The sequence below is a fragment of the Novosphingobium sp. 1529 genome, from assembly GCF_040544855.1.
GTDB lineage: Bacteria > Pseudomonadota > Alphaproteobacteria > Sphingomonadales > Sphingomonadaceae > Novosphingobium > Novosphingobium capsulatum.
Map to the genome: position 1 here is coordinate 361427 of NZ_JBEPKW010000002.1, position 12835 is coordinate 374261.

Below are 12835 nucleotides of genomic sequence, written 5' to 3' on the forward strand. Positions count from 1 at the left end.
CTGCTTTTTGGCGAAATCGACCCGCCGCAGCGCCTGTTGATGGGGCCAGGGCCGGTCAATGCCCATCCGCGCGTGCTGCGGGCGATGAGCGCCGATCTGCTGGGGCAGTTCGACCCGGAAATGACCGGCTACATGAACCAGGTCATGGCGCTCTATCGCCCGGTCTTCGGCACGCAGAACCGCTGGACGATGCTGATCGACGGGACCGCCCGTGCCGCCATCGAGGCATCGCTCGTCAGCCTGATCCAGCCCGGCGAAACCGCCCTGGTGATCAATTTCGGGCGCTTTGGCCTGCTCTTGCAGGAAATCCTGCTGCGGATCGGCGCGCGCTTCGAAACGGTGGACGCCCCTTGGGGTGAAGTCGTGCCGGCAGAGGCGGTCCGCGCTGCTGCGCTGCGGGTGCGCCCGCGCCTGATCTGCACCGTGCATGGCGATACCTCTACCACCATGGCCCAGCCGCTGGACGATATCGGCGCGATTGCGCGCGAGGTGGGCGCGCTGGTCTATGTCGATGCCACGGCGACGCTGGGCGGCATGGAGATCGCGGCCGATCGCTGGGGCGCCGACGTGATCACCGGCGGCTTGCAGAAATGCCTGGGCGGCCCATCGGGCAGCGCGCCGATCACCGTGTCGGATGCCGCCGCGCAGGCGATCTTTGCCCGCCGCCATGATGAAAAGGGCATCCGCGCTGCCAATGCGGTGGATGGCGCGGGGCCGCGCATTCCGTCGAACTATTTCGACCTGGCGATGATCATGGATTACTGGAGCGAAAAGCGCCTCAACCACCATACCGAGGCGACCACCATGCTCTATGGCGCCCGCGAATGTGCGCGGGTGGCGCTGGGTGAGGGGCTCGACGCGCGGTTCCGCCGCCACCGGGCCGCCGGCGCCGCGATGAGCGCGGGCCTGCGCGCCATGGGCCTGACGCTGTTTGGCGACGACGCGCACCGCATGACCAACGTGACCGGTGTCTATATTCCGCAAGGCGTCGATGGCGAGGCGGTGCGCGCGATGATGCGCGAGCAGTTCGAGATCGAGATCGGCACGGCCTTTGGCCCGCTGATCGGCAAGATCTGGCGCCTGGGCGCGATGGGTTACAACGCCATGAAGCACAAGGTGCTGATCACGCTCGCCGCGCTGGAAGCCTGCCTTGCCGCCCAGGGCGTGGCCCTGCCGCTGGGAGCGGCGGTGCCCGCGGCACTCGCGGCCTGGGACGCGGTGATGGCGGCATGACGCGCGATCTGATCGGCCATGGCCCGGTGCCGCCAGCGGCCAACTGGCCCGGCGGCGCGCGGGTCGCGGTGAACTTTGTCATCAACTATGAAGAGGGCGCGGAAAACTGCGTGCTCAACGGGGATGCGCTGTCCGAAGGGTTCCTGTCAGACATGGTTGGCGCCGCGCGCCATCCCGGCCGGGCCATGGCGATGGAAAGCCTCTATGAATATGGCAGCCGCGCCGGGTTCTGGCGGCTGCACCGCCTGTTTGCCGAACGCGGCGTGCCGGTAACGGTGTTTGGCGTGGCAGCGGCCATGGCCATGAACCCGGCGGCGGTTGACGCCATGCTGAGCGCCGGGTGGGAAGTGGCCAGCCACGGCTATCGCTGGATCGATTACCAGGACGTGGCGGCAGAGGTGGAGGCCGAGCATATCGCAGAGGCCATCGCCATTCATACCCAGCTGACCGGCAGTCGGCCGCTGGGCTGGTATCAGGGGCGCACCAGCCCCAATACCGCGCGCCTCGTCGCCGAGGAAGGCGGGTTTGTCTATGATGCCGACAGCTATGCCGATGACGTGCCCTATTGGGACGCCAGGCACGGCCGGGCGCAGCTGATCGTGCCCTATAGCCTTGACGCCAACGACATGAAGATGGTCGCGCTCAATGGTTTTACCGAGGGCGAGCAGTTCTTCCGCTATCTGCGCGATACTTATGACCAGCTCGCCGAAGAAGGCGGCCGGATGATGAGCGTGGGCCTGCATGGACGCATTGCCGGGCGGCCGGGCCGGGCGCGGGCGGTGGCGCGGTTCGTCGATTATGTCATGGCCGACGGGCGCGCGTGGATCGCCACGCGGCTCGATATCGCCCGCCACTGGATCGCCACCCACCCTTATGCGGAGCAAGCGGCGTGACGATCAACGATCCCGTACTGCTGGCCGAGGTGGAGGCTGCCTTTGCCGCCTATGAGCGCGCGCTGATGGCCGATGACATTCCGGCGATGGACGCGCTGTTTCACGATGCCCCCACCACCAACCGCTTTGGCGTGGGCGAAGTGCTTTATGGCATCGACGCGATCCGCGAGTTTCGCAAAGGGCGCGGCGGATCACCGCAGCGCCGCCTGGGGCGCGTGGCGATTACCGTCTATGGCGATGGGTTTGCCACGGCCGACGCTGAATTCTTTCGCGAAGGGTCTGAACGGCGCGGTCGGCAGAGCCAGGCCTGGGTCAAGTTTGCCGATGGCTGGAAAGTCGTTTCGGCCCATGTCAGCCTGGAAGGGAACAGCCATTGACCGCCCTGTTCGAGCATTCGCCCTGGGTTGAGGAACGCGCCGATGCCGCGCCAGCGTCGGGCGATCGCCATGCCGATCTGATGGCGGTGGTATATGCCGCCACGCGTGAAGAGCAGCTTGCCCTGATCCGCGCGCACCCCGAACTGGCCGGCAAGGCGGCGATCGATGGCACGCTCACGCAGGCTTCGGCCGCCGAGCAGGCCTCGGCCGGGCTCGACCGGCTGACCCCGGAGGAATTCGCCCGCTTCCACGCGCTCAACGCTGCCTATCGCGCCGCGCACGACATGCCGTTCATCATCTGCGTGCGGCTAACCGACAAGACCGGCATCCTGGCTGCGATGGCGGCGCGAACGCAGCACGACACCGATACCGAAATCGCCACGGCGCTTGCCGAAATCGGCAAGATCACCCGGCTCCGACTGGAGGACATGGCATGACCGACCTGCACGCGATCGATACCCAGGCGCTTGCCGCGCTGGAAGCCGAACTGGCGCGCCAACTGGCGCTGGTCGATTGCTTTGGCCCAGACTGGACGCGCCCGCGCACCGCACCGCAGGGCCATGTCTATGACGTGGTGATCGTGGGCGGCGGGCAGAGCGGCCTGGCCACCGCGTTCGGGCTGCGGCGCGAGCGGATCAACAACATCCTGGTGCTCGACGAGAATCCGGAAGGGTTTGAAGGGCCATGGGAAACCTATGCCCGGATGATCACGCTGCGCACGCCCAAGGGGTTGACGCCGATCGATTATGGCATTCCGGCGCTAACGCCGCAGGCCTGGTACGAAGCCTGCTTTGGTGCCGCCGCCTGGCAGGCGCTCGACAAGATCCCGCGCGGGGTCTGGATGGAATATCTGCGCTGGTATCGCCGCGTGCTGAACCTGCCGGTGCGCAACAGCGCCAAGGTCACGGGCATCACGCATGTGGGCGATGGCCTTTATAGCGTGGAACTGGGGGATGGAAGCACAGTGCTGGCCCGCAAGGTCGTGCTGGCTACCGGCATCCAGGGCGGCGGTGAATGGCACACCCCGGCGATGATCCGGCAGAGCCTGCCGCGCCAGACCTATGCCCACACCAGCGAGCCGATCGACTTCGCCACGCTCAAGGGCAAGCGCATCGGCATTCTGGGCGGAGGCGCGAGCGCGTTCGACAATGCCAACTGGGCGCTGGGCCAGGGCGTGGGCGAAGTGCACGTATTCATGCGCCGCAGCGTTTTGCCGCGCATCAACCCGATCCGATTCATGGAGCGGGTAGGCTTCACCGCGCGCTATCCCGCGCTGTCTGACGCCGAAAAGTATCGCGCGATGGCAGCATTCCTGTCGCACAACCAGCCGCCGACCAACGATACGTTCAACCGCGCCGCAAGCTGGCCAGGCTTTGCCCTGCATCTGGCCAGCCCGTGGGAAAGCGTCGCCTATGAAGACGGGCAGGTGATTGTGACGACGCCACACGATCGCTTTGCCTTCGACTTCGTGATCCTGTCGACCGGCCTCGTTTCAGACCCCCGCCTGCGGCCTGAACTGGCCGCGCTGGCACCACACATCGCGCTTTGGGGCGATGTCGTGGCCATACCCGACGGCGAGCGTAACCCGCTGATCGACGCGCATCCCTACCTCGGGCCTGCGTTCGAATTCACCCCGCGCCACGCGGCCGATGCACCGCTGCTGCACGGTCTGTTTGCATTCAACTATTCGGCGCTGATCAGCCTGGGGCTGTCCGCTTCGGCGCTGTCGGGGATGAAGAACGCGCTGCCCCGCCTGGTGCGCGGCATTGCCGACCAGCTGTTCCTGGACGACCGCGAGGAACTGCTCGCGCAATTCGTCGCCTATGACGAGCAAGAGTTCATGGGCCAATGGCCGCGTCCGGCCTCTGTGGCGGAGGCCGCGGCATGACGACGCTATCCACCCATGTGCTCGACACCACGAGCGGCCGCCCGGCGCAGGGGATGCGCGTGATGCTGTGGTCGGCAGACAGCCTGCTGGCCGAGGGCGAGACCGACGCTGACGGTCGCCTGCGCGATTTTCCCGCGCTGGAGCAGGGCGCCTATACCCTGGCATTCCACGTGGCCGACTATTTCCGCGCGCAGGGCGCAGCGCTGCCCGATCCGCCGTTTCTCGATGTCGTGCCGATCCATTTCGGGGTGAGCGCGCAAGGGCATTATCATGTGCCGTTGCTGGCTTCGCCCTATGCCTATTCCACCTATCGGGGCAGCTGACATGGCGTTGCGCTTTGTCTGCGATGGTCAGTTGGTAGAGCTCGATGATGTCGCGCCCGGTGACACCGTGCTCGATTTCCTGCGGGAACGCGCCGGCAAGACCGGCACCAAGGAAGGCTGCGCCGAGGGTGATTGCGGGGCCTGCACCGTGTTGGTGGGCACGCCGCTGGCGCGCGAGGAGCGCTTGGTGTGGCGCGCGGTCAATGCCTGCATCCAGTTCCTGCCAATGCTGCATGGCAAGGCGGTGTTGACCGTGAACGGGCTGGACTCGGCGCTCAACCCGCTGCAACAGACCATGGCCTGCAACGGCGCATCGCAATGCGGGTTCTGCACACCCGGTTTCGTCATGTCGCTGCATGGCCGCGCGATTGGTGCGGTGGGGGCAGAACTTCCGGTGGGCGACGTGCTGGCCGGAAACCTCTGCCGCTGCACCGGCTATGGACCGCTGCTGGACGCTGGCGCGCAGCATCCGGATGTGGCGCAGGACGATGCCGCGCTGCTCGCCCTGCTGCGCCAGGTGGCGGTAGCCGGGCCGGCGTGTGGCAAAGCGCGGCTGCCCGATGGCGGCACGGCGCGCTGGTTCATTCCCGACAGTGCCGATGCCCTTGCTACGCTGCTGGCACAATATCCCGAGGCGCGCATCGTCGCCGGTGCCACCGACGTGAGCCTGTGGGTGACCAAGAAGCTGGTCGATCTCGAAACGGTGATTTTCGTGGGCGATGTGGCCGAACTCGGCACGATGGCGGAGACCGACCAGGGCCTGACGGTCGGCGGCGCGGTGCGCTATGCCGATGCCCATGCGGCGCTCGCCCGGCTCAGCCCCGATCTGGGCGAACTGGTGCGGCGCATCGGTGGTTTGCAGGTGCGCAACGCCGGGACCATCGGCGGCAATATCGCCAATGGCTCGCCGATTGGCGATGGCCCGCCGGCGCTGATCGCGCTGGGCGCCACGCTGACGCTGCGATCGGTGCGCGGGCGGCGGACGATGCCGCTCGATGATTTCTTCATTGCCTATGGCCAGCAGGATCGCAGCCCCGACGAATTTGTCGAAAGCCTGTTCATTCCGCGCCCCGGCCCACAGGATATCATACATATTTCCAAGCTTTCCAAACGCTTTGACAGCGACATCTCGGCCGTGTGCGGCGCTTTTTGCCTGCGCGTGGAACAGGGCGTGATCACCGCTGCGCGCGTGGCCTTTGGCGGCATGGCAGCCACCCCGCGCCGCGCACACCAGGCCGAGGCGACATTGACCGGCGCGCCCTTTGCGGCAGAGACGATCGCCGCTGCGGCCGAGGCGATCCGTAGCGATTTCGCGCCGCTGAGCGATGTGCGCGGCAGCGCGGCCTATCGGCTGGAAGCGGCCGGCAATCTGGTGTGGCGCCTGTGGCATCAGGCCCAGGGTTTGCCGGTCCGCGTGCAGGAGGTGACCCATGGCTGACACTCTGACACGCCCACCCGCCGGCCCGGTAGTCGGCATGGGCCAGCGCCACGATAGCGCGCATCTGCACGTCGCGGGCCAAGCGCGCTATATCGATGACGAGCCGGAACTGCCCGGCCTGCTGCACCTGGCATTCGGCACGTCCACCAAGGCGCGGGCGCAGATCGTGGCGATGGATCTTGCCGCCGTGCGCGCGGCGCCGGGCGTGGTCGCGGTCTATACCGCCGCCGATATCCCTGGCGCGAACGATGTTTCACCCGTGGCCGGGGACGATCGCCTGCTGGCGCAGGACGAGGTGGTATGGCTGGGCCAGCCGGTGTTCCTGGTGGCCGCGACGAGCCGCCGCGCGGCGCGCCAGGCCGCCCGCTTGGGCAAGATCATCTATGCCGCGCAAGAGCCGATCCTGACGGTCGAGCAGGCCCGCACCCAGCACAGCCTGATCGAGCCGACCCAGCGCATGGCGCGGGGCGATGCTGCCGCCGCGCTGGCTGCCGCGCCGCATCGCCTTGCCGGGCAACTGGCGATGGGCGGACAGGATCATTTCTATCTCGAAGGGCAGATTGCTCTCGCCCGGCCACTCGAAGACGGCCAGGTCCACGTGCTGTCATCCACCCAGCATCCCAGCGAGGTGCAGCATCTTGTCGCCCACCTGCTCGGTCGGTCTTCGGCCGATGTCACGGTAGAGGTGCGGCGCATGGGCGGCGCGTTTGGGGGCAAGGAAAGCCAGGCCGCGCTCTATGCTGCCGCCGCTGCGCTCGTGGTGCATCACACCGGCCGCCCGGCCAAGTTCCGCGCCGATCGCGACGATGACATGGTCCAGACCGGCAAGCGCCACGATTTCGTGGTGGATTACGAGGTCGGCTTCGATGGCGAAGGGAAGATCGCCGGCCTGCACTTGCGCCTTGCCTCGCGCTGCGGCGCCACGGTCGATCTTTCGCCCGCGATCAACGACCGCGCGATGTTCCATGCCGATAACTGCTATTTCCTACCTGACGTGGAAATCGTTTCGGAACGGCTGAGGACCAACATGGTCTCGGCCACGGCGTTTCGCGGTTTTGGCGGACCGCAGGGCATGCTGGCGATCGAGCGGGTGATGGATGCCGTGGCCGGGCACCTCGGCCGCGATCCGCTCGCGGTGCGCGTCGCCAATCTCTATGGCCCCGGGCGCGACGTGACGCCCTATGGCATGGTCGTGGCCGACAACATCGCGCCAGACCTCATCGCCCAGTTGCGGGCAGAGGCAGGGTATGACGAGCGGCAGGCGGCCGTTGCGCGGTTCAACGCCGCAAGCCCGATCCTCAAGAAAGGGCTCGCGCTCACCCCGGTGAAATTCGGGATCAGCTTTACGACCACCCACCTCAACCAGGCGGGCGCGCTGCTGCACGTCTATGCCGATGGCTCGATCCAGATCAACCATGGCGGCACCGAGATGGGCCAGGGCCTCTATACCAAGGTGGCGCAGGTGGTGGCGCAGGCCTTTGGTGTGGGGCTGGACCAGGTGCGGATCACCGCCACGCGCACTGACAAGGTGCCCAATACGTCGGCCACGGCGGCCTCTTCGGGGGCAGATCTCAACGGTATGGCCGCGCTCGATGCGGCGCAGACGATCCGTGGGCGGCTCGCCGAATTCTGCGCGCGGACCTTTGGCGGTTCGGCGCAAGACGTGGTCTTTGCCGATGGGCAGGTTTGCGCCGGCGGCGAGACGATCCCCTGGCCGGTGCTGTGCCGCCGCGCCCACATGGCGCGCATCTCGCTCTCGTCCACCGGCTTTTACGCTACGCCCGATCTGCATTATGACCGCGCGGCACACCAGGGGCAGCCGTTCTATTACTTTGCCTATGGCGCGGCGCTGGTCGAAGTGGTGATCGATACGCTGACCGGCGAACACCGCGTGCTGGCCGCCGATATCCTGCACGATTGCGGACGATCGCTGAACCCGGCGATCGACAAGGGGCAGATCGAGGGCGGCTTCATCCAGGGGCAGGGCTGGCTGACCAGCGAGGAACTGGTCTGGAACGACGAGGGCGCGCTTTTGACGCATGCGCCGTCCACCTACAAGATCCCCACTGCCAACGACCGGCCCGTTCGCCTGACCGTGGCCCTGTGGGACGGCGCCAACCACCGGCCGACGATCCATCGCTCCAAAGCGGTGGGAGAGCCGCCGTTCATGCTGGCCAACGCCGTATTCTCCGCGCTGGGGGCCGCGATTGCCGCCTGCAACCCGGCGGCGGGCTGGCCCACGCTCGATGCCCCCGCTACGCCCGAACGCATCCTGGCCGCGCTGGCGCGGCAGCGGGGCACGGCATCATGATGTGGTGGGACATGGCGCGCGGCTGGGCGCAGGAAGAGCCGCTGGCGATGATCACCGTCCTGGCGTGCGAAGGATCGGCGCCGCGCGGGCCGGGCACGCGCATGCTGGTCAGCGCCACGCGCGCCTGGGGCACGATCGGCGGCGGCGCGCTGGAATTCCAGGCGCAGGAACAGGCGCGCCGCGTGCTCGAACTGCCGGCCGGCGCCTGGCGCATCCAGGATTATCCGCTCGGCCCGCTGCTGGGCCAATGCTGTGGCGGGCGGGTGCGGCTGCTGGTCGAACACCTCGACGCGCAGGGCCTGGCGCCCTTGCAGGGCATGGCCGAGGGCGCGCTGCTGGTCAGCCATTTCGGCGCGGCGCGGATTGACCGGCACTGGATTGTCGAAGGGCAGCCCAGCGCGCTTTCCGCGCGGGGTGAACGGCCTACAGCCGGCACCCGCATCCTCGAGGCAGTGGGGCAGTGGCGGCGGCCGGTCTATCTGTTTGGTGCAGGCCACGTGGGCCAGGCGATCGCGCGGCACATGGCCGGCCTGCCGCTGCGGCTGTGCTGGTTCGATACCCGGCCGATGTTCGAAAGCCTCGATGGTGTCACCATCGTGCCGGAAGACGCGATCGCCACCTGCGTGACCGAGGCTCCGGCGGAAGCGGCAATCGTGATCCTCACGCATGATCATGCGCTGGACTATCAGTTGACCCGCGCCGCGCTGCAGCGGCCATCGCCTAGCTTTGTCGGCCTGATCGGCTCGGCCACCAAGCGGGCGCGTTTCGTGTCGCGTCTCCAAGCCGAAGGCCTGGATGCCACCACGCCCGGCCGGCTTACCTGCCCGATCGGCATGAGCGGCATCACCGGCAAGGAGCCGGACGTGATCGCGATCGCGGTCTTGGCACAGCTTCTTCAATTGCCGCAGGAAGCGGCAGAAAAGAAAGAGAAAGTTTCGATCCTTGGGTAATCTGTGCGCCTTTCGTGGCGAAGTCCTGAGCGTGGGCGATGATCCGCTGCACGCGTCCGATGCCGTCGCCTACCACGCCGATGGCCTGTTGGTGGTGGAAGACGGGATCATCGTCGCACGCGGCGATCATGCCATGTTGGCTGCGCGTTTTGCCGATGTGCCGGTGACGCCGATCGCAGGCCTGATCGTGCCCGGCTTCATCGATGCCCATGTGCACTATCCGCAAATGGATCACATCGCCTCGCACGGCGAACAGCTGCTCGATTGGCTGGAGCGGCACATCTTTCCCGCCGAAAAGGCCTTTGCCGATCGCGCCCATGCCGATGCCCTGGCCACGGCGTTCCTAGACGAACTGCTGCGCCATGGCACGACATCGGCGCTGGTGTTCCCCACCGTCCACGAAGGTTCGGTCGACGCGCTGTTCGAAGCGGCGCTGGCCCGCAGGATGCGCGTGGCATCGGGCAAGGTGCTGATGGACCTCGGGCCTGATGGCCTCAAAGACACCGTGGAAAGTGCCCGCCACGAAACCGAGGCGCTGATTGCGCGCTGGGCGGGCCGGGGGCGCTTGTCCTATGCCATCACCCCGCGCTTTGCGCTGACCTCGTCCGACGCGCAACTCGCCATGGCCGGCGCGCTCCTCGCCGCGCATCCCGATGTGCTGCTCCACACCCATCTGGCGGAAAACCGCCGCGAGTGCGCGGCGGTGGCAGCCCGCTTTCCCCATGCCAGCGACTACCTCGATGTCTATGACCGCTTTGGCCTGGTGGGCGAACGCAGCGTGTTTGCCCACGGCATCCACCTGTCAGACGCCATGTGCACGCGCCTGGCGCAAAGCGGTGCGGGCATTGCCGTTTGCCCATCCTCCAACCTGTTCCTGGGATCGGGCTTCTTTCATTTTGGCCAGGCAGACCGGCACGGGGTAAAGCTGGGCCTGGGCACTGATATCGGCGCCGGCACCAGTTTTTCCATGCTCTATACCCAGGGGCAGGCCTATCAGGCGGCCTTGGCGCGCGAAGAACGGCTCGATCCGTTCCGGGCGCTCTACCTCGCCACGGCCGGCAGCGCGCGGCTGCTGCATATTGCTGACAAGGTGGGCGCCCTGGCGGTGGGGCAAGAGGCAGATTTCGTGGTGCTGGATGCGGCAGCAACCCCGTTGCTGGCACGGCGCTGCGCCGGGGCGAGCCTGGCTGAGCGGCTCTTTGCCATGCAGATCCTGGGGGATGACAGGGTGGTTGCGCAAACCTGGATCATGGGCGAATGCGCGTGGGACAAGCGCGCCGCCCCCGCGCGCCAGGAAGGAGCATTGTGTGGCTGATCTTGAAGCCTTTGTGCGCGGCCTGCCAAAGGCGGAACTGCACCTGCACATCGAAGGCAGCCTTGAACCGGAACTGATGTTCGCCCTGGCCAAGCGCAATGGCATCGCGCTGCCCTATCCCAGTGTTGAGGCAGTGCGCGCGGCCTATGCCTTTTCCAACCTCCAGGATTTCCTCGATATCTATTATGCCGGTGCGGGCGTGTTGCAGACCCGGCAGGATTTCCACGATCTGGCCATGGCCTATTTCGATCGCGCCGCAGCCGATGGCGTGCGCCATGCCGAAATCATGTTCGATCCGCAGACCCATACCGATCGCGGCGTGCCCTTTGCCGAAGTGATCGAAGGCTTGCTTTCGGCCATGGCCGAGGCGCAGGCCCGCCATGGCATGAGCAGCGTGCTGATCATGAGCTTCCTGCGCCATCTCTCGCAAGATGCGGCCTTTGCCACGCTGGCCATGGCCGAACCCTGGCTGGACCAGATCACGGCCGTGGGGCTGGATTCCTCGGAAGTGGGGCATCCGCCACGCAAGTTCGAGCAGGTCTTTGCCGCTGCGGCCGCCAAAGGCCTCAAGCGCGTGGCCCATGCCGGGGAAGAAGGCCCGCCGGCCTATGTGCACGAAGCGCTGGACCTGTTGCATGTCGATCGCATCGACCATGGCAACCGCGCGCTGGAGGATGAGGCGCTGGTGGCCCGCCTTGTCGCACAGGCCATGACGCTGACGGTGTGCCCACTGTCGAACCACAAGCTGTGCGTGGTCGACGACCTGGCTGATCATCCGCTCGATCGCATGCTGGCCCTGGGCCTTGCGGCCACGGTCAATTCCGATGATCCGGCCTATTTCGGCGGCTATGTCGCCGACAACTATCTTGCCGTGGCGCGGGCGCGGGGCCTGTCGCGCGATCAATTGGCGCAACTGGCGCGCAACAGCTTTGCCGGATCGTTCCTGCCACCCGATGCGATTACCCGCCATATCAAGGATATCGATGCCTATGCTGCTGCGCATTAAGCACGGCCTTGCCCGGTTTGTGACGGCAGCAGGCCTGCTGCTGGCGCTGGCGAGTGCTGCCCACGCCGCGCCGGAGCGCCGCAAAGTGATCATCGACGATGATGGCTTTGGCCTGATGCAGGTCATGCTGCTGTCAGCGCCCGATGTGGAGGTGCTGGGCCTGACCACGGTGTCTGGCAATGCCTGGGCCAACCGCGTGACGGCGCAGGCATTGCGCGGGCTGGAATGGATTGGCCGCACCGATGTGCCGGTGGTGGCGGGCGCCACGTTTCCGCTGCTCAATTCCGAGGTAGCGACCGAGCGATGGGAGCAGACGCACGGGCCGCTGGTGTTCAAGGGCGCGTTCATGAAGCGCTGGGTAGAAGATACGCAGCAAACGCCGCCGCCCTATCACGGCCCGTTCGATGCCGTGGACCTGCCCGGCGGCAACCCCAAAACCCATGCCACCGACGAGATCGCCGCCAATTTCCTGATCCGCATGGTGCACAAGTATCCCGGCCAGATCACGATCGTTGCCTGCGGGCCGATGACCAACCTGGCCCTGGCGCAGCGGCTTGATCCCGCCTTTGCCGGCCTGGCCAAGGAACTGGTCTACATGGGCGGCAGCCTTGCCCCGCGCCAGGTGCTGAACAACCGCGCGGCGGCCGATTTCGCCCGTGAGTTCGTCAACAATCCGCGGCGCGAGTTCAACATCCGCTTCGATCCCGAAGCGGCCAGCATCATGGCGCGATCGCCCTGGCGCAAGATCACCATGGTGCCGGTCGATCCGTCGACGGCGACGCAATTGAGCCCGGCCCTGATCGCCAGGCTGGGCCAGGCTGCGCGCACGGGTGTCGATCGCTTTATCAAGCAGTTAGAGCCCGGCTTTCCGCTATGGGATGAAATCGCCGCAGCCGTCTGGCTCGACCCCGCCATCGTGAAAACCCAGCGCCGGATGTGGATCGATTTCGAAAGCCAGCAGGGCGCCGGCTATGGCGACACGCTGAGCTGGGACGAAGCCTATCATCCCGGCCTGGGTGAACAGGCGCAGGACGTGGTGCTGGCGATCGACGTGCCGAAAATGGAAACGATGCTGGCGCGCTTGGTGGGCAAGTAGACCAG

12 protein-coding genes are annotated in these 12835 nt (G+C 66.6%); all 12 read left to right on the forward strand.

The features are described from left to right. Positions 1-39 precede the first annotated feature (39 nt). From ABIC78_RS06965 to ABIC78_RS07020, 12 genes are read left to right on the forward strand one after another with little or no spacing between them, the layout of a single operon-like run. Positions 40-1233, forward strand: a complete 1194-nt coding sequence (locus ABIC78_RS06965) for a pyridoxal-phosphate-dependent aminotransferase family protein (RefSeq protein WP_171796592.1) — start codon at positions 40-42, stop codon at positions 1231-1233. Then, positions 1230-2126: an allantoinase PuuE gene (gene puuE / locus ABIC78_RS06970; protein WP_354488502.1), complete on the forward strand. Its 897-nt coding sequence runs from the start codon at positions 1230-1232 to the stop codon at positions 2124-2126. The genes ABIC78_RS06965 and puuE overlap by 4 nt, the downstream gene beginning before the upstream one ends. Then, the gene (gene hpxZ, locus ABIC78_RS06975; protein WP_354488504.1) at positions 2123-2503 is read left to right on the forward strand and encodes an oxalurate catabolism protein HpxZ; all 381 of its coding nucleotides are present in this window, start codon (positions 2123-2125) and stop codon (positions 2501-2503) included. Before puuE ends, hpxZ begins: the two co-directional genes overlap by 4 nt. Then, a complete protein-coding gene (uraD, locus tag ABIC78_RS06980) occupies positions 2500-2940 on the forward strand; it encodes a 2-oxo-4-hydroxy-4-carboxy-5-ureidoimidazoline decarboxylase (RefSeq protein WP_354488506.1) in 441 nt (146 codons plus the stop codon). The genes hpxZ and uraD overlap by 4 nt, the downstream gene beginning before the upstream one ends. Further along, positions 2937-4391, forward strand: a complete 1455-nt coding sequence (locus ABIC78_RS06985; RefSeq protein ID WP_354488508.1) for an NAD(P)-binding domain-containing protein — start codon at positions 2937-2939, stop codon at positions 4389-4391. Before uraD ends, ABIC78_RS06985 begins: the two co-directional genes overlap by 4 nt. Then, entirely contained in the window at positions 4388-4714 is a 327-nt protein-coding gene (gene uraH / locus ABIC78_RS06990; RefSeq protein ID WP_354488510.1) for a hydroxyisourate hydrolase, read from the forward strand. Before ABIC78_RS06985 ends, uraH begins: the two co-directional genes overlap by 4 nt. Before the next feature lies 1 nt (position 4715). Further along, positions 4716-6152: a xanthine dehydrogenase small subunit gene (gene xdhA, locus ABIC78_RS06995; RefSeq protein ID WP_354488512.1), complete on the forward strand. Its 1437-nt coding sequence runs from the start codon at positions 4716-4718 to the stop codon at positions 6150-6152. Then, the gene (gene xdhB / locus ABIC78_RS07000; RefSeq protein ID WP_354488514.1) at positions 6145-8463 is read left to right on the forward strand and encodes a xanthine dehydrogenase molybdopterin binding subunit; all 2319 of its coding nucleotides are present in this window, start codon (positions 6145-6147) and stop codon (positions 8461-8463) included. Before xdhA ends, xdhB begins: the two co-directional genes overlap by 8 nt. Then, positions 8460-9413, forward strand: a complete 954-nt coding sequence (gene xdhC / locus ABIC78_RS07005) for a xanthine dehydrogenase accessory protein XdhC (protein WP_354488516.1) — start codon at positions 8460-8462, stop codon at positions 9411-9413. Before xdhB ends, xdhC begins: the two co-directional genes overlap by 4 nt. After that, on the forward strand, positions 9406-10728 hold the full coding sequence (guaD, locus tag ABIC78_RS07010) for a guanine deaminase (RefSeq protein WP_354488518.1): 1323 nt from the start codon (positions 9406-9408) through the stop codon (positions 10726-10728). The genes xdhC and guaD overlap by 8 nt, the downstream gene beginning before the upstream one ends. Continuing rightward, positions 10721-11734: an adenosine deaminase gene (locus tag ABIC78_RS07015; RefSeq protein ID WP_354488520.1), complete on the forward strand. Its 1014-nt coding sequence runs from the start codon at positions 10721-10723 to the stop codon at positions 11732-11734. Before guaD ends, ABIC78_RS07015 begins: the two co-directional genes overlap by 8 nt. Beyond that, positions 11718-12830, forward strand: coding sequence for a nucleoside hydrolase (locus ABIC78_RS07020; protein ID WP_354488521.1), 1113 nt, complete (start codon positions 11718-11720; stop codon positions 12828-12830). The genes ABIC78_RS07015 and ABIC78_RS07020 overlap by 17 nt, the downstream gene beginning before the upstream one ends. Positions 12831-12835: the final 5 nt, after the last annotated feature.